The sequence below is a fragment of the Bacillota bacterium genome (genome assembly GCA_012727955.1).
In the GTDB taxonomy this organism is placed as follows: domain Bacteria; phylum Bacillota; class Limnochordia; order DTU087; family JAAYGB01; genus JAAYGB01.
Genome location: JAAYGB010000014.1, coordinates 44,457 through 61,350 on the forward strand (window position 1 = coordinate 44,457; position 16,894 = coordinate 61,350).

Consider the following 16,894-nt stretch of genomic DNA (forward strand, 5'->3'; position numbering starts at 1 on the left):
TTTGGAGAAAATAGCAGCGGATGTGATTTGTCGTGACCATCGAACTAACTAGTCCTACGCAGGTACTTCGTTTTCTCGAATCCCAGGGCATCCACCTCAAGCGAAGTCTGGGGCAAAACTTTTTGGTGGATGCCAATTATGTCCAGCGGATCCTAACGGCCGCGGACCTTGATCCCTCCGATACAGTGATCGAAATCGGACCGGGAGTGGGAGTGTTAACCCTCCAGCTGGCCCAGAGGGTCAAGAAGGTAATTTGCATTGAAGTGGACGGGGAGATGATTCAAGCCCTAAGGGCAGTACTGGCCGGGGTGGACAATGTCACCCTGGTGCATCGGGATGTGCTGCAGGTGGATTGGCCGGAGCTGTTGGCCCAGCAGGGGATTGATCGGTTTAAGGTGGTGGCCAACCTGCCCTACTACATCACCACACCGGTGCTGACGATGCTGTTGGAACAGGGCCTGCCGGTGACGGAGCTGGTGGTGATGGTGCAGCGGGAAGTGGCCCAGCGGATGGTAGCCAGCCCCGGTACCAAGGACTACGGTGCCTTTAGTGTCTTTACCCAGTTCTACAGCAGCCCCAGGATTGTGACCATCGTTCCGCCCACGGTATTCTTGCCGCCGCCGAAGGTGCATTCCGCGGTGGTGGCCCTAGATGTGGCCGGTCATCGGCTGCCCTTTGCCGTTGGCGATCCCAAGACCTTCTTTCAGATCGTCAGGGCTGCCTTCGGGCAAAGGCGAAAGATGCTGCGGCGGGCCCTGCGGGGGCTTCCCTGGCGGGAATTGACCCCGGAGGTTATTACCCAGTGGCTGGAAGCAGCCAACATCGAACCCACTCGCCGGGGGGAAACCCTCAGCCTAGAGGAATTTGCCCTTTTGAATCGCCTGTTGCCCCGTTATCTCAAGACAACTACATCCAAGAACAGTGAGGCCGACGACAATGATTCCCACTCACTTCATCAGTCCCGCCATCGGAAAAGTGACTTTGGCCCAGATGATGGAGAGCATCCAGAGCTACATTGAAGCGGAGCCCAAGGCGCAGTACAACATTATCATTGGAACCGATTCACTGTACAGTGAGAAGGCTACCTCCTTTGTCACCGCGATTATCGTCCATCGTTTGGGTAAAGGTGCCCGCTATTTCTACCACCGGGACACCGAATGGGTTGGTCCCAGCCTGAGGCAGCGCATTTTCCTTGAGGCCTCCCGCAGTCTAGCCGTTGGTGGTGCAGTGATGAACTACCTCGGTAAGACGGATCATGCCGACTTGAGTATCGAAATCCACTTAGATATCGGAACCAACGGTGATACCAAGGATCTCATCCGGGAGGTCGTCGGGATGGTGGTAGGCAGCGGGTTCGATGCCCGCATCAAGCCCGACTCCTTTGGCGCGTCCAAAGTGGCCGATCGATTTACCCGGTAAGCTGGGTTCATCTTCTTGCTTTGCTGGTTACTTAACTCTATACCCCTCATTCCAGCTACCCCTAGCTCCTTGCGGCAAAGTCCCGGTTCCCAGGCCGAGACTTTGCTCATAGGCTAGGGGTAGCATAGTATTTGTTTGCCGGACTGGATGCGGCGGCGTGGAGTCCTGAAGGTGCCTGAGAGCCAAGGGGCTCGACGATGAAAGGGGTAAGGACAGTGAAAGCGTTTATGATCTATAATGGCCGAACCGTGGGGAGGCGGGATATGGACTTTACCTGCGAGGGAATCCCCACCCTTTCCTTGCGCCATTGTGCAGAAGTGTCCGGGGCCACCATCCGGTGGAAGCCGCGTACCCAGCGGGTACAACTATCCTACTGTGGCCGTAAACTGGACCTTTCTGTCTCAACGGGGGATTTGGCATCGGGTTTCGCTCAGAACTGGATCGAAGTACCGATGTTAGCGGATTTTCTCCAGGTTAACTGGCGGTTAGAGGAAAACAACAAGCTCTTGTTGATGGGGCGAAGGGAAGAATCCTTGGCAGGTAAGCGGATCGTCGTCGATGTGGGACCGGGAGGCGATGACGAGGATCAAGGACTAACCAGCAGCAAGGACCAACAGCCAGATTTTGTCATCGGGCGGGTCCTGGCGGGTCTGCTCCAGGTGGCCGGGGCTGAGGTAGTTACCACTTGGGGGCTGGAGACTTATCCCTCGTTACAGGAACGACTGGGTATTGCCAGCTCCTTTGCCTATCATGCCTTCATATGTTTGCATTGTAATCATCATCCCTCTTCCAAGGCCCAGGGTACCGAGGTCTATCATTATGAAAGTCATCCCAGTGCCCGGTTAGCCATGTATACTCTCAATCAACTGGTGGAAGAGTTGGGAACGAGGAATCGGGGGGTAAAGGAAGCAGGCTTTTATCTGCTGCGGCAATTGCCAGAGCCGGCGCTCCTGTTGAAGGTGGGCTTTTTGAGCAATCCCCAGGACGGGAAAATTCTTCGGGAGCCCCAGGGTCAGTATCGCAGTGCCGCAGCCATCTTCCGGGGGATCCGAGAATTTTTTGAAGAAAAACCACCGCGAAGACCTTGACATCTCTCTATCAGCTTTGGTAAACTAAAAAAATATTTGACAAAGTGCCGTCGGCTGTGCTATAATACTAGTATCTCAGGTAAGAAGGTGATATTGTGGCAACGCCAAAGGTTAACTCGTTGGCGGACATCAAGGAAGCCTTTGATGCCAACGTTGGGAAAAGGATTCACCTTCGGGCCAACAGAGGACGCCGGAAGGTAATTGAGGCCGACGGAGTGTTGGAAAAGACCTATCCTAAGGTATTCGTAGTTCGGCTAGACAAGAGTAATGCAGTCAGGCGTATGTCATATACCTATGCCGATGTTCTAACCGAAACGGTGGAGATAACCTTTCACGATGATGACGAGGCAGTAGGTGCTGTGGGATCTTAACCCACAATCCCTCGGATGCTTGTCATTTCCCTTTCATAAGTTTATCTGTCACGGTACTGCCGATGATCTGCCGGCCAGCTAATTGAGCCGGTAGGTTGCCGGCTATTTTTTTACCCTTTTACCGGACTAATTGACCGAGCCCCTGGCATAGATATGCCTTAGGGGTGAGAGGAGTATGGGCTGGTTCCCAAAGCAAGGTGCAAGGAGTCGGTGGCCCATCACCGCCAAGGTGCTGCGGGTGGGCAGCAAGGGCGCCCGGGTCAAAGCCCTGCAAAGTTTACTGGCGGACCTGGGGCTGTATCATCAGGACCCCGATGGTGTCTTTGGGTACTTAACCGAGGATGCTGTCCAGGCACTACAGCGGCGCTTTGGTCTGCGGGTCGATGGGATAGCCGGGCCCATGGTCCATCGCCTGCTGCATCATCCCATTACTTCCCAGGGCCTGGATTTTCACTGGCTCCTGGGTTCCCTGCCGGAACCAGAGCCCAGGCTGTATCCCCTGGATTTTGGCGAGGAGAAGGCCTTGACGGCCCTTACCTACCGGTGGTGGCCCCTGGATGGGGAGAATTCCGGGCCTAGGGCACCTTCGGAGCTGGTCACCAAGGTGGCTGAGGCCTATGGAGCTCGCCTGTTACCCACCATTGGCCTACCTTCGCCCCTGGCCCAAGAGGAGGACAGTCAGGCCAATCTGGTGGAAGCCCTAGCCCAGCGGGAGACCTATCCCCGCTTGCGACGGGCCATTGCCGACCAGTGCAAGAGGGATGACATCTGCGGCTTTCTCCTTCGAATTGGTCAAGTTCCACCGGCTCTGAACTCGAGGGTAATTAGGCTGCTGCGTTTTGCCGCGGGCGAGGCCCACAAGCACAAGAAACTCCTGTTCCTGGTGGCTCCCCATTGGAGCCAACCGAGAAAGGGCGCCTGGGGCCTGGATTGGCAGGGGCTGGGGGAGTTGGTCCACTATATCGTGCTGGAGGTTCCTCCACCGGAGAGTCCCGCCAGTCTCCTTTCCCTAGAGGAACTGACTGGGGCATTGCAGCGCTGGCTGCGGGTGGTACCGGCCTGGCAGCTGATTCAGCATCTTCCGATGGGAGGGATTCTGGGTGGCGGCCAGCGAGTCAGTTACAACGAAGTGCGCACCCTAGCCTACCGCAGTCAAGCTATGGTTACCAGGGATCCCATCCACCACAGCCTCACCTTCTCCTATCGAGAGGGCGAAGAGCTGGTGGAGGCCTGGTATGAAAACAACGAAACCATCAAGGGGAAACTGGCGGTGATCCGTCGGGCCAAACTGGCGGGAATCTACCTGTCTCCCCTGGGCTATGAAGCCAATGGGATCTGGCCGCTGCTCAAGGAGGAGATGTCCATCGGCCAGTACTAACTTTTCTTCCCGTTTAAGACAAGAAATGCAAGGGACAGACATATACATTGGTGTGAGTACCCAAACTTTGTGTCACAGGGCCTGCTGGGGAAAGGGGGAGTTGCATGTCCATCAAACTGACAGAAGAGCTGCTTCAGCTTGAGGCTCATGTCGGACAGAACAAAGGTCAGGTAATCACCGAAGGCGCCCTAGTACTGCCGGCCAACAAACCAGGGATTGCCGAGATCGTCAAAGTGATTGCAAAACCCCGGGCAGAGATGATTCAGGTGGAAGAGGACTGTGTAGTGGCTGAAGGGCTGTTGCAGGTCACTCTCATTTACTTGAAGTCGCCCGACGAAGATGGTTTGTCCGGTTATGAATCCGTTACCTGGGAGAGAGTTCTACCCTTCTCCCACCTCTTTGAAATTCCCGGAGTACAGCCGGGGATGAAGGCCGAGGTTGAGTTTGAACTCCAGGAACCAACTCTGGATATCAGCGGGGATGGGCGCTCTGTTCAGGCGGAGTGGTTGGTCGATGGCTTTGCTAAGGTCACCAACAGGTACAGCGCCTGGGTGGTCACCAATGCCCTGTCCACCGCATCTCGGCGGTTGGACGTGGATGTGGAGACCGTCAAGGTGCAGGAGGTCTTAGGTTGGGCCGAGGGGCGCTTTGAGGTGGGCGAGACGGTGGCAGTAGCCAATCGAGGTCCCGCCATCGATCAGGTCTTTTACGCCGAAGCACAGCCGGTGGTCCGCTCCGCTCGGTGTCGGGAAGAAGAGGTCGCGGTCACCGGAAGCGTTACCCTGGAGATTCTCTATCGCCCTGAGGGCGAGGAGACGGTGCGCCTGCTGAAGTGGGAGGATGCTCTGCGCTTTGAGCAGGTGTTGGATCTGGCCGGGGCTAAGCCGGGCAGTCAACCCATCGTCGATGTGAGGGTCACGGATCTCTATACCCGACCGGTGGTCGGTGGTACCGGCTTGGAGGTTCAGGTTCACCTGGCTTTGGAGGTCAAGGTGGTCCACAGTCGTTCGATCAATCTGGTGGAGTCCATCGCTGCCGACAGAGAGGGGCCGGCTATCGCCTGTCGTCGCGAGGAGATACGTCTGGAGCAGCACATCGGTAGGGCCAATCGCTATGTTGACAGCAAGTTTACCATTGAGGTGCCGGAATCCAAACCACCGGTCAACCGGATTATTTCCTTCCAGGGAAGGGCTAAGGTCGCAGACGTCACCATGGAGGGAAGCCGGATCACCGTCACCGGATTTGTGGACGTGGAGATGCTCTATGAGGGCCACGTGGACTTAGATGCCCCGCCGGTGTACTTTGCCCAGTGGGGGAATGCCGCGGCCTTCGAAACGCTGTTGGAGATTCCCGGCGCGGAGTCGGGAATGGATGTGCAGGTTGATGTTGAAGTCGCAGAGCTGATCCCCGACTTGATTAACCGGGAAACCTGTGAGGTCCATGGGCAGGTGAACATCGAGGCCCAGGTAGTGGAGGTCATCGAGCGGGAGGTTGTCGCGGAGGCCGTGGAGGTTAAGACCACCAAGGGACGGCCACCTTCCTACGTCTGTGTCAGGGTCCAACCGGAGGATACCCTCTGGAAGATTGCCGCCCGGTACGGCAGTACCGTGGAGCTGCTGCTCAATTACAACCCTGGACTGGGGGATGTGGAGCAGGAGGGCTTTTTGCCCATCGGGATGCGGTTGTTTATCCCCAGGCAAACCCAGCCCCAGGACAGCCTAGAGGAAGCTAACTAAGAAACCGACGAGATAAGTGGGCCGCCATCGGAGCGGCCCATTGTCGGTTTGTCCCGTTGTTCCTTGCCAAATTAGCATATATTTGCCTGGGACCGGCTATGATAACAATGTAAACTACGAGGAGACTAGTGTTGGGAGGGGTACCCTGGATGAACATTTCGCAAGAAGAGCATTCGCAACAGTTGCAGATCCCAGGCAACGCCAATCGGATGTACACCGCGGAGGAAGATCAAGAGATTTTAGATCATTGGTGGGACCGGTCTGCACGCCCTGATTTGTGTCGTCGCTTGGGGAGAACCAAAGCCGCATTGGCCCAGCGCTTCTACGCGATCATCAAGGAGAAGGGGATCTCCCCGGAGGAGTATCGCCGTCAGATGCGGGCCCGAGCACAGGCTCAAGCCCAAGCCGCCCAGGGGACAGTACCCAGCAAGTCCGAGGAGAGAAAGGGACAAGAGACCCCCTGGACCCGGGAGGGGGAAATGCGGCTTTGGCGGTTAACCCGGGCGGGAATGAGCCTAGAGGAGATCAGTGCGGAATTAGGTAGGTCTGTACCTGACTGCATGGCCAAGCTGGCGGAGCTGAAGCGGGAAAATGAAGCCTATCTCAAGGTCCAATCGGAAGGTCCCGAGGAGCTGTTCTTCACCGATCCCCAGGCTGCAGAGCCCATGGGAATTGTGGAGGTACCAGTGGCAGAACGAGAAAAGGTCCCTGCCACGGGACAAGCAGAGCCCGTAGAAGTTGGCGCAGAAGAGCGCAGCATGGAAGAACACAGTACCGATGCTGCAGCTCTTGGCCTGCAAGAGGAGCTAGATGACAGCCAGGAAAACGATACTTTCACCGAGGACAGTGACAGTGACGAGGATATTTTCGAGGCCCTGAAGCGCTTTCCCCGGCAGCTGCGCAGGCTAACCAGCCGGATGGACCAGCTGGAGCTGGATTACCAGATGCTCCGGGAAAAGATGGAGTTTGTCCTTGAGGAACTGGGCACCGGGATTCAAAGGACCGGTGGAATTATCTCGGAGCACAAGGCGGAGTTTACCACCTTCCAGAAACTGAAGGAAGAAAACCATCGCCTGCGGGAGCAGCTGGGAGAGCTTGAGGAGCAGATGGAAAGGGAAAAGCAGGAGCTGCGCAAGACCTATCAAGAGGTGGACTTCTGGCTAGGGGAGTTCTTGAAGCTGCGCAAGATTGAAAAGGTAGCCAGCCTCAGCGATTTTATTCCCAAACTGAAGTATTCCTACGATCGCTTCGGGGTTCTACTCAACATCGCCAGAGACTAGCAGATGGTTGACGTGCCGGCAGGAGCCGGCTTTCTTTCTGTCAGGGCAGGGTGCAGCTGCAGTTTTGCCGAAAACTAAATGGTTAACTATTTCCCAATTATTGGACCCAAGCCTGCAGCGGAAAAAGGGGGGAGTAGGGGCTAATTGGCAAGCTGTAGGAGACATACTAACTGAGGGAGCGTGAAACCTGTGAAGAGAATTTGTCATCTTCTGATCTGTTTTCTTTTCATACCTTTACTCTTCGCGACGACGGCCTTGGCCCAGGCGCAGCCCAGCTTTGATGTCGATGCGCCGGTGGCCATGCTGATGGTGCCCAAGACCGGTCAGATCCTCTATGCCAAGGAGGTGGACAGGCAGCTGCCGCCGGCCAGTATCGCCAAGGTAATGACGATGCTTTTGGCCATGGAGGCTGTGGAGGAGGGGCGGGTGAGCCTCGAGGATGAGGTACGGGTCAGTGCCTTTGCCGAGAGCATGGGCGGGTCCCAGGTGTGGCTCGTCGCGGGAGAGGTCTTTACCCTGGAGGAGCTGATGCGGGCCATTGCAATTCCCTCTGCCAACGACGCGGCCGTGGCGGTAGCAGAGCATGTTTACGGCAGTGTGGGAGCCTTTGTCGATGCGATGAATGCCAAGGCCCGGGCATTGGGTATGAATAACACTGTATTCACCAACGTCACCGGATTACCGCCGGAGGATGGGCAACAGCCAACGATGACCACCGCTAGGGATATCTCCATCATGGCCAGAGAGCTGCTGAAATACCCTAAGGTTTTGGAGTGGACTTCCATCCCCTATGCGATTTTTCGGGAGAATCCCCTAACGGCATTATGGAATACTAACAAACTGATTGGGTCCTATGAAGGAGCCGATGGCCTCAAAACCGGGTATACCCGGGAAGCGGGATATTGTCTCGTGGGGACTGCCCAGCGCAACGGTCTGCGACTGTTGTCCATCGTGATGCAAACGGAGTCGGATCTGGAGCGGCAGCTGCAGTCGGCACGGCTGTTGGATTACGGTTTTCGGGCCTTTGTACCGATGACGGTGGTCAAAAAGGGCGAGGCCCTTGGAACCATTGCCGTGGAGAATGCCGCCCGGGAACAGGTACCGGTGGTGGCACAGCAGGAACTGGAGGTTCTCGTCCTCAGTGGACGGCAGGGTGAGGTGGTCACTGAGCTGGTGCCCAACACCGAGCTGTCGGCACCCATTGCCAAGGGTGACGTGCTCGGCACCTACCGAGCGGTGCTCGATGGTGAGGTAGTCAGTGAAGTTCCTGCCGTAGCAGAGGAAGATATTGCCGTGGCCAGCTGGTTTGTCCGGTTGTGGCGCTGGGTGCGGGATCTCATCCTTGGTCTAGTTGCTTCCCTGCGGGATCGGTAGTAACGGCTCCAGTAGTGGAGTGTGATGGGGTTAATGGGAGAAAAGGTTAGAGGCAATTTGCTGATTATCGGGGGGGCTGAGGACAAATCCGGCAACAAGGAAGTCCTCGCCCACCTGGCGGAGCAAATCAGGGACAAGGGTCCCCTTGTGTTGGTCACTACGGCCAGCACCGTGGGAGCTAAGGTAGCCCAGGGGTATCGGGCTGCATTTGCTGCCTTGCATGTGGACATGGAAGTGCTTCCCCTGCACAGTCGGGAGGCAGCCAACGCCGGCGGCGCAGAGTCTGCCCTAGAGCAGGCTGGTGCCGTTTTTTTCTCTGGGGGAGACCAACTGCGTCTCACCAGCATTCTCGGCGGCACCAGGTTTTATCAGCTGCTCCATGAGCGCTTCGCCGAGGGTCTTCTGATCGCCGGGACCAGTGCCGGCGCGGCGGCGATGAGCGATACCATGATCATCGACGGCGAAGACGATGAGTCCCCCGCCAAGGGGAATCTTTCGATGGCTCCCGGGATGGGCTTTTTGGAAGAGGCAGTGGTGGATCAACACTTTGCCCAGCGGGGTCGCATCGGGCGTCTGGTCACCGTGGTGGCCCAAAATCCCCATATTCTCGGGATCGGGGTTGACGAAAACACCGCGATTCATATCACCAGCGATGGTTTCGCCCAGGTGATCGGGGCCAATACGGTGACTATTATCGATGGGAGCAAAGCCACCTTGACCAATGTCAGTGATGGGACTAGGGATGGCCCCATTGCCATCGGGAATTTGACCTTGCATATTCTCAGTCATGGATATCGGTTTGACTTGAGTACCAGGATGCCATTAGCTGCGGAATAAGAAAGGGATTCGGCTGATGTAATTGCAGCCGAGGAGGTTATTGTACCGTGAAGATTCTGTCCAGTAGCACCTATACAGGTCCTAACATTCACAGCTACCGGAGGGTAATTGCCATCCATGTGGATTTGGAGGAGGCAAAGGACACCCCTACGACAGAGGTACCGGGTTTCACGGAACGTCTTCTCACAGTAGTCCCCGGATTGGCCAGTCATGAGTGTTCCCTGGGAGTGCCCGGCGGGTTTGTCCGGCGGATGCGGGAAGGTACATATATGGCCCATGTGATGGAGCATCTGGCCCTGGAACTGCAGGCGGCGGTGGGCTGCCAGGTCTCCTTTGGCCGGGCCCGGGAAATGGAGCAGTCGGGGCACTCCCTAGTGGTCTATGAATATGAAGTTCCCGAGGTGGGGGAGGCCGCGGGCCAGACTGCCCTGCAGCTGATTAATCGGCTGCTGGCCGGTGAGGAACTGCCGCCCAGGGAGGAGATTCTTGAGCCTTTGCGGCAGCTTAAGGCCCAGTATGGCCTAGGGGCAACCACGGCAGCCATCGTGGAGGCTGCGCTGGCTCGGGGAATTCCTGTGATTCGCATCGGTGATTGCTCCTTGATTCAGTTGGGTTGGGGGGCCAAGCAAAAGCGAATTCAAGCCAGCACCACCAGCTCTACTTCCTGTATCAGTGTGGATATCGCCTGCGACAAGTGCCTGACGAAACAGTTTCTCGAAGAGATTGGAATTCCCACCCCCAAGGCTAGACTGGTGGAGAGTTTAGAAGGGGCCCTCAAGGCTGCGGAGGAGATTGAGGGGCCGGTGGTGGTCAAACCGGCTTCCGGCAACCACGGAAATGGAATCACCGTGGGAGTGCGGTCCAAGGAAGAGCTGCAGCAGGCCTATGCCTTGGCCGCGGAGCTGGACGGCACTGTTCTCATCGAAGAGCAAGTCTTTGGCGATGACTATCGCCTGCTGGTGGTGGGAGAAGAAGTGGTGGCTGCCGCCCTGAGAAAGCCGGCAGCGGTTACCGGCGATGGAACCAGTACCATCGCCCAACTGGTTGCCGCGACCAATCAAGATCCCCGGCGGGGAGATGGTCACGCCACACCCCTGACGAAACTGGCCCTAGATCCTGTGTCTCTGGCGGTCTTGGCCGAGGCAGGCTATACTCCAGGCAGTGTCCCGGCTAAGGGGGAAGTGGTGGTACTGCGGCGCACCGCGAACCTCAGTACCGGTGGAACTTCCCTGGATGTCACCGATGAGGTTCACCCAGAGAACAAGGCCATGGCCCTTCGGGCAGTGCGCACCATCGGACTGGATATCGCCGGGGTGGACCTGGTTTGTAAAGACATCACAGCACCCTTAGCAGAGGCTGGGGCCTATATCATTGAGATTAACGCCTCGCCGGGCCTGCGGATGCATCTTTACCCCGAGGAAGGGCAACCCCGGGACGTGGCCGGGTTAATTGTCAATCACCTCTTTCCCCTGGGAGACAATGGGAGACTCCCTTTGATCGCAGTCACAGGCACCACCGGCAAGACCACGGTTACCCGCCTGATTCGCCATATTATCTCCCTTACTGGAGAGACAGTGGGGATGACCACTACCGATGGGATCATAATCGGGGAGGAGTTGATTTGCTCCGGTGACACCACCGGGCCCTGGAGTACCGGTGTGATCCTCAAGGACCCCAGGGTACAGGCCGCGGTGGTGGAAGTGGCCCGAGGAGGGATCCTTCGCTCCGGCCTAGGCTATGACTACAGCGATATCGCGGTGATCACCAATATCAGTGCCGATCATCTCGGTCAGGATGGAATTGACACCCTAGAGGACCTCGCCTATGTTAAAAGCTTAGTCGGTGAGTGTGTGAAACCTGGGGGGTATCTGGTGCTCAACGGCGATGATCCCAGGGTGCGAGCTATGGCGGATCACTCCGACGGAAAGCCCATTTTCTTTACCATGAGCCAAAGCGATGCCGCCATTCGCCGGCTGGGAGCCCAGGGTCATTTGGTGGTGGCCTGTAAAGAGGGTCGGATCGTGGTGTGGGCCGGGAAAAAGGAGACCATTATTGCCTCGGTGGACACCATCCCCATCACCCTGCAGGGAAGGGCCCGGCATAACGTGGCCAACGTCTTGGCTGCGGTGGGGGCGGCTCTGGGAGCAGGAGTGCCCGTGGAACTGATTAAGCGGGGCCTAGAGACCTTTGCTGCCTCGGCAGAGATGAACCAAGGACGGATGAACCTCACGGAGATTAACGGAGTCAACATCCTTATCGACTACGGTCACAACCCCGCGGGGTATCAGGCAGCGCTGGAAACCGCTCAGCAGCTGACCGCCGGGCGGATCATCGGTGTAATTGGAGCCCCGGGAGATCGCCCCGATGCCCTGCTGCAGGAGGTGGGGCATATTGCCGGGCGGTATCTGGACTTTGCGATCATCAAAGAAGATCGGGACCTGCGGGGCCGGCACCAGGGAGAAGTAGCGGGGATTCTTCAGTCGGCAGTGAGTAAAACTCTATCCCTTGGCAATACTTCGATTGTTCTCGATGAGGAGGAGGCCATTGTGGAAGCCGTCCGCAGGGCAGATCCCGGCGATTTGGTTGTCGTCTTCTACGAGGATTGGCAGGCCGTCACCAGGGCCCTTAACACTCTAGAGCAGACGGCAGAACCCTCCGGGGCTCCGATGCCAGCGGAATTGGTCTCCGGTGCCCTGTCCCATCGCCCCCAACCCATGGTATAGTGATGTAAGGATGGTAAAAAAGGGATCCCATCCTCCAGGAAGAAGTTATAGTCCTTATGTTGCTCGTCACCATTGTAGGGGGTAAAAGGGAAATGATCCGGGCTGCGGGATATGCTAAAATTAATCTATATCTAGAGGTTGTGGGGCTTTTGCCCGATGGCTATCATCGGCTGGAGTCGGTGATGCAGACCTTAGCCCTACACGATCTGGTGACCGTCGCCCCAGCGAAGGAGCTTAGTTTGGAGTGGAATTGGGCTGACCCAATCACTCAGGGAGCCACTTGGGCGGTGGGACCAGCCATGGATGATCTGGCGGTGGAGATTCCCACCGATGCTCGGAATTTGGCCTGGAAGGCCGCGGAGGCTCTGCGGGAATTTGCCGGGGTGAGTGCCGGGGCGCGAATTTCGATTAGCAAGGCCATTCCCGCGGCGGCAGGTTTGGCCGGCGGCAGCGCCGATGCCGCGGCGACTTTAGTGGCCTTGAATCAGCTGTGGCAGCTCCAGCTGCCCTTTTCCCAGCTGCTGGAGCTGGGGGCCACCCTAGGCGCCGATGTCCCCTTCTGTCTGGCTGGGGGCTGTCAGCTTTGCACCCATCGAGGCGATCAGTTATCACCCCTTTCTGTTACCCCTGATTGGTATGTTTTGCTGCTCAAACCGCCACTGACCTTGGCCACCAAGGCAGTGTATCAAACCCTAGATCAGATGTCCGAGACCCAAGGAGAGCTGCGGTCCGTAGAGCCGATGGTGGAGGCCTTGGCGCAAAGAAATCTGACCCAGACGGGGCAGACGGTGTTCAACCGGTTGGAGGCGGCTAGCTTTGCCCTGGCCCCGACTCTGAAGCAGTGGAAGGGAAAGCTAGGGGAGGCGGCCCGTCAGGCTGTGGAAGGAGAGGACTTTGCCCTGTTGATGTCCGGCAGTGGTCCAACCCTCTTTGCTCTTTTTCCCAACCAGGCACAGGCCCACAGGGCAGCAAGGTTGTTGGAGCCGGAGCTTGTCGGTGAACTGGCCGGCGGGCAGATCCTGGTCACCGGCCTTGGCCGTCGGGGGGCTGGGATCCTCTAGGGAGAGGTTTTGGGTAGGTGATGGCCGGTATTAGTGACTGGAGGAGAATATCAGTGGGTAGACCCTTGGAACCGGTACGCTTAGATGAGTATAGACCATTGCGGGAGATTGTCTTTGATACCTTGCGACAAGCTATTATCAGCGGTGACTTAGCCCCTGGGGAAAGGTTAATGGAGGTCCAGTTGGCCGAGGAGCTAGGAGTATCCCGCACTCCAGTACGGGAGGCCATTCGGCAGCTGGAGCAAGAGGGATTGGTGGAGCTAGTTCCTCGCAAGGGAGCCTACGTCACCGATATCTCTATGAGTGATTTGGCCGATGTCTTCGAGATTCGTTACGCCCTGGAGGGACTAGCTGCCCGGCTGGCTGCCGAAAGGGCCACCGAGGAACAGATCCGGGAGCTGGAAGATCTGTTGGAGAAGATCGACGAGACAATAGAGGCCGGAGATTTCCGGCGGGTGGTGGAACTGGATACCCAGTTTCATGAGTTGTTGTACGCAGCCAGCGGTAATCAGCAGCTGCAGGGAATCTTAAGTCAGTTGCGAAAACAGGTTCATAGATTTCGGTTACAGTCTTTGGCAAAACCGGGGCGAATGGCAATCGCACTCAAAGAGCACCGTGCCATTGTCGACGCGGTGGCTCGTCGCGAGCTGCAAGCTGCCAAGGAGCGCTCCCAGGAGCATATCCAGAGTGCTGCCCAGGCCTATATGAAGGCCGGGGATTCTCGGTAGCCACAACGAGGAGGCGTGGCCCCACAATTTCAAAGAGAGGGCCGTGAGCAGATGAAGGTAGATGCGATTGTCTTGGCCGGGGCGAGAAACGATGGCCCATTAAAAACCCGATCCGCGGCGGAATATGAGGCGCTGATTGCAGTCAATGGCCGTCCTTTGGTGGACTATGTGGTCCAGGCATTGCTGGATTGCGGCCAGATTGACCGGATCATCATCGTTGGACCAAAGTCTTTACAGAAGCTGTATCGGGATCCTAAGATCCGGGTCAAGCTCCATCGAGAATCGATGGTAGAGAATGTAAAGGTGGGACTCACGGAAGTTTCGCCGGAGGCCAAGGTGTTGTTAGTGACCGCGGATATTCCACTACTAACCGGGGAAGCCGTAACCGACTTTCTCCATCGGTGCCAAGCCCATGAGGCGGCAATTTACTATCCCATCGTTCGGAAAGAGAGCAATGAAGCCGCCTATCCCAACGTGGAGCGCACATACCTGAAGTTAAAGGACGGAGTCTTCACCGGTGGCAATCTGGCTCTGTTGGAGCCCAAGGTGATCAGCCAGTGTTACCAACTGTTGGAGCGGGTCGTAGCCCTGCGTAAGCAGCCGGTGAAATTGGTGCGGATGTTGGGCCTTTCCTTTATCATTCGGTTAGCCTTTAATCGCTTGACGATAGCAGAGATTGAAAAGCGGGCAGAAAGAATTCTCGGGTTTACTGGAGTGGCGATTGAATCCCCCTTCCCGCAAATTGGCGTCGACGTTGATAAACCCAGCGATTTGGATTTGGTGACAAGGATTTTAGCGACGGAGGGGAACCAGCAGGGCGAAGTTGCAGAGTCGGCGGGATGTGAGGCGAAAATTCAGGAAGCCTAAAGCTCTATGACCACTACCTTGGCTTTTATTCCCAGTCTAGGCGGAGACTGCAGCGGAGATATTACTACTGCATGGCAACATTGCAGTTTTAGACTGCAGTACTTTGGCAGTATCTTGGGGTGTAGCCAAGGGGTAAGGCACAGGACTTTGACTCCTGCATTCCCTGGTTCGAATCCAGGCACCCCAGCCAAGATTTGGGGGGTACTGGTCATGACAGAAGGTAATCAACGGGTAGAATCCCGCCAGGCCAGTTTGCGCCGGGCTTTGTCTCAACTGGATCGTTATAAGCAGGAGATTGGCACCATTGGCTCCGTCGATGGGGTCCCCACCATGGATAACCGGCGGTGTGGGATGGTTGATGGCGGAAGCGCCCGGGCCTGTATTGCCGCTGCCGAAGCGGAAATTGCCGCGGAAGAGAAGCAGCGGGAAGAGATCCTAAAGTCCCGGTAGGGTGGCATTGATGTATAGCAAACCGCGGTGAGGTAAAGCCTGCCAATAGGTGGGCTTTTTTCATTTTTCTTTTGCATTGGGAACAATACTTATAGGGAAGGACTTATGGCAGTCTTTGCCGAAGTGCTGAGCCGAAAGCACATCAAGGGAAGAAGGGATAGAACATGGAGAAGGCCGCAGTTGTCCTAGCTGCGGGTCACGGAACGCGGATGCGTTCAAATAAGGCCAAGGTGCTCCACGAAATTTGGGGCAAGCCGATGATTGCCCACGTCGTTGAGACCTACTTGGCGGCCGGCATCGACCGGATCATCGTAGTGGTGGGACATCAGGGGGCCGAAGTAGAAAAGTTTCTGCAAGATTACGCAGCGGTAGAAGTTGTCTGGCAACGGGAGCAGTTGGGAACGGGACATGCGGTCATGCAGGCCCGGCAGGCCTTGGCCGATGGGTCTGGTCCGGTCTTGGTGGGTTACGGAGATTCTCCCTTGTATCGTCCCGAGACATTGGCAAAACTCTTTGAGCAGCATGAAGCCGAGGGTGCAGCTTGTACCTGCCTGTCGGCTATTTATCGCGATCCCACGGGCTATGGTCGGATTGTTCGAGACGAAGAGGGGAATTTTGCCGCCATCGTTGAGGAAAAGGATGCCGACCCGGAACAGAAGAAGATCTGCGAGATTAATACCGGAGTCGGCGTCTACCAACGGGAAGCCCTCTTTGCCTGTCTGGAGGAAGTGAACAACGACAATGCCCAGGGAGAGTACTATCTGACCGATGTGCCGGCGATTTTGCGCCAGAAGGGTCAAAGGGTTGCCTTGGTGGTTTGCCCCGATCCCGAAGAAACTTTGGGGATCAATACAAAGGTGCAGCTGGCGGAAGCCGCGGCAGTAATGCGGACCCGGGTCTTAGAAGAGTTGATGCTGGCGGGAGTTTCTATCATTGATCCGGCAACAACCTATATTGACGCCGATGTCAAGATTGCACCGGATACGGTAATCTATCCCTTTACGATAATACAAGGTAAGACCAGGATCGATGAATCCGCGATCATCGGTCCCCATACTCGCATTGTGGATTGTGAGATTGGTGCCGGAGCTGAGATTGTTCAATCTACTCTCCTGGAGTCCAAGGTGGGCCGAGAGACTACCGTTGGCCCCTATGCTTACCTGCGGCCCAACAGCGTGATTGGAGACCACGTTCGCATCGGTGACTTTGTTGAGATTAAGAACAGTAACGTTGCCGACTATGCCAAGATCCCCCATCTGAGCTACGTGGGAGATGCCGATGTAGGTGTCAACGCCAATGTGGGTGCCGGGACCATTACCTGTAACTTTGATGGTGAAAGAAAACACAGGACTGTAATCGCGGACAATGCCTTTATCGGCAGTAACTCTAATTTGGTGGCACCGGTATCCATTGGTGAAGGTGCCTATATTGCTGCCGGCTCCACGATCACCAAGGACGTGCCTGCCAAGGCTTTGGGTATTGGGCGATCGCGACAGTCGGTGCGAGAAGGCTGGGTAGAAAGTCGTAAGAAAAAATAAAGTTTACTTAAGTACTGACTGGATCATAATTGAATAGGAAGTGA

The 16,894-nt window shown here is 56.5% G+C and carries 15 protein-coding genes and 1 tRNA gene; all 16 read left to right on the forward strand.

Going from position 1 to position 16,894, the window contains the following annotated elements; genetic code table 11:
- The first annotated feature begins 32 nt into the window (after positions 1–32).
- The 16 genes from rsmA (at position 33) to glmU (ending at position 16,850) form a co-directional block, all read left to right on the forward strand.
- A complete protein-coding gene (gene rsmA, locus GX030_03420; GenBank protein NLV91430.1) occupies positions 33–1,019 on the forward strand; it encodes a 16S rRNA (adenine(1518)-N(6)/adenine(1519)-N(6))-dimethyltransferase RsmA in 987 nt (328 codons plus the stop codon).
- Positions 937–1,419 (forward strand): hypothetical protein, encoded by a 483-nt coding sequence (locus GX030_03425; protein ID NLV91431.1) that lies wholly within the window; start codon positions 937–939, stop codon positions 1,417–1,419. Before rsmA ends, GX030_03425 begins: the two co-directional genes overlap by 83 nt.
- Positions 1,420–1,682: 263 nt before the next feature.
- Positions 1,683–2,507 carry an N-acetylmuramoyl-L-alanine amidase gene (locus GX030_03430; GenBank protein NLV91432.1) on the forward strand — a complete coding sequence of 275 codons (825 nt, stop codon included), beginning with the start codon at positions 1,683–1,685 and terminating at the stop codon, positions 2,505–2,507.
- A gap of 95 nt (positions 2,508–2,602) precedes the next feature.
- Entirely contained in the window at positions 2,603–2,878 is a 276-nt protein-coding gene (locus GX030_03435) for a hypothetical protein (protein NLV91433.1), read from the forward strand.
- A 175-nt stretch (positions 2,879–3,053) separates the two neighbouring features.
- The gene (locus tag GX030_03440) at positions 3,054–4,256 is read left to right on the forward strand and encodes a hypothetical protein (GenBank protein ID NLV91434.1); all 1,203 of its coding nucleotides are present in this window, start codon (positions 3,054–3,056) and stop codon (positions 4,254–4,256) included.
- Between the two features lie 104 nt (positions 4,257–4,360).
- Positions 4,361–5,992 carry a DUF3794 domain-containing protein gene (locus GX030_03445; GenBank protein NLV91435.1) on the forward strand — a complete coding sequence of 544 codons (1,632 nt, stop codon included), beginning with the start codon at positions 4,361–4,363 and terminating at the stop codon, positions 5,990–5,992.
- 149 nt (positions 5,993–6,141) lie between these two features.
- Positions 6,142–7,272: a DUF342 domain-containing protein gene (locus GX030_03450; protein ID NLV91436.1), complete on the forward strand. Its 1,131-nt coding sequence runs from the start codon at positions 6,142–6,144 to the stop codon at positions 7,270–7,272.
- 189 nt (positions 7,273–7,461) lie between these two features.
- Positions 7,462–8,646 carry a D-alanyl-D-alanine carboxypeptidase gene (locus GX030_03455; GenBank protein NLV91437.1) on the forward strand — a complete coding sequence of 395 codons (1,185 nt, stop codon included), beginning with the start codon at positions 7,462–7,464 and terminating at the stop codon, positions 8,644–8,646.
- A 33-nt stretch (positions 8,647–8,679) separates the two neighbouring features.
- Positions 8,680–9,483 (forward strand): cyanophycinase, encoded by an 804-nt coding sequence (locus tag GX030_03460; protein NLV91438.1) that lies wholly within the window; start codon positions 8,680–8,682, stop codon positions 9,481–9,483.
- A 47-nt stretch (positions 9,484–9,530) separates the two neighbouring features.
- The gene (cphA, locus tag GX030_03465) at positions 9,531–12,206 is read left to right on the forward strand and encodes a cyanophycin synthetase (GenBank protein ID NLV91439.1); all 2,676 of its coding nucleotides are present in this window, start codon (positions 9,531–9,533) and stop codon (positions 12,204–12,206) included.
- Between the two features lie 92 nt (positions 12,207–12,298).
- Positions 12,299–13,267 carry a 4-(cytidine 5'-diphospho)-2-C-methyl-D-erythritol kinase gene (gene ispE, locus GX030_03470; protein ID NLV91440.1) on the forward strand — a complete coding sequence of 323 codons (969 nt, stop codon included), beginning with the start codon at positions 12,299–12,301 and terminating at the stop codon, positions 13,265–13,267.
- Positions 13,268–13,287: 20 nt separating this feature from the next.
- Positions 13,288–13,995 (forward strand): GntR family transcriptional regulator, encoded by a 708-nt coding sequence (locus GX030_03475; protein NLV91441.1) that lies wholly within the window; start codon positions 13,288–13,290, stop codon positions 13,993–13,995.
- Between the two features lie 51 nt (positions 13,996–14,046).
- Positions 14,047–14,862 (forward strand): NTP transferase domain-containing protein, encoded by an 816-nt coding sequence (locus tag GX030_03480; GenBank protein NLV91442.1) that lies wholly within the window; start codon positions 14,047–14,049, stop codon positions 14,860–14,862.
- Positions 14,863–14,977: 115 nt separating this feature from the next.
- Positions 14,978–15,052: transfer RNA gene (locus GX030_03485), tRNA-Gln, on the forward strand.
- 20 nt (positions 15,053–15,072) lie between these two features.
- Positions 15,073–15,312, forward strand: a complete 240-nt coding sequence (locus tag GX030_03490; protein ID NLV91443.1) for a hypothetical protein — start codon at positions 15,073–15,075, stop codon at positions 15,310–15,312.
- Positions 15,313–15,476: 164 nt separating this feature from the next.
- Complete coding sequence (gene glmU, locus GX030_03495; protein ID NLV91444.1) at positions 15,477–16,850, forward strand: bifunctional UDP-N-acetylglucosamine diphosphorylase/glucosamine-1-phosphate N-acetyltransferase GlmU; 1,374 nt, start codon at positions 15,477–15,479, stop codon at positions 16,848–16,850.
- Positions 16,851–16,894 lie beyond the last annotated feature (44 nt).

Excerpts from the sequence above, each read along its gene's own strand:
- GX030_03425 (NLV91431.1), top strand. The coding sequence starts at position 937 with ATGATTCCCACTCACTTCATCAGTCCCGCCATCGGAAAAGTGACTTTG.
- GX030_03430 (NLV91432.1), top strand. The coding sequence starts at position 1,683 with ATGGACTTTACCTGCGAGGGAATCCCCACCCTTTCCTTGCGCCATTGT.
- GX030_03440 (NLV91434.1), top strand. The coding sequence starts at position 3,054 with ATGGGCTGGTTCCCAAAGCAAGGTGCAAGGAGTCGGTGGCCCATCACC.
- GX030_03445 (NLV91435.1), top strand. The coding sequence starts at position 4,361 with ATGTCCATCAAACTGACAGAAGAGCTGCTTCAGCTTGAGGCTCATGTC.
- GX030_03450 (NLV91436.1), top strand. The coding sequence starts at position 6,142 with ATGAACATTTCGCAAGAAGAGCATTCGCAACAGTTGCAGATCCCAGGC.
- GX030_03460 (NLV91438.1), top strand. The coding sequence starts at position 8,680 with ATGGGAGAAAAGGTTAGAGGCAATTTGCTGATTATCGGGGGGGCTGAG.
- ispE (NLV91440.1), top strand. The coding sequence starts at position 12,299 with ATGATCCGGGCTGCGGGATATGCTAAAATTAATCTATATCTAGAGGTT.
- GX030_03475 (NLV91441.1), top strand. The coding sequence starts at position 13,288 with ATGGCCGGTATTAGTGACTGGAGGAGAATATCAGTGGGTAGACCCTTG.
- GX030_03480 (NLV91442.1), top strand. The coding sequence starts at position 14,047 with ATGAAGGTAGATGCGATTGTCTTGGCCGGGGCGAGAAACGATGGCCCA.
- GX030_03490 (NLV91443.1), top strand. The coding sequence starts at position 15,073 with ATGACAGAAGGTAATCAACGGGTAGAATCCCGCCAGGCCAGTTTGCGC.
- glmU (NLV91444.1), top strand. The coding sequence starts at position 15,477 with ATGGAGAAGGCCGCAGTTGTCCTAGCTGCGGGTCACGGAACGCGGATG.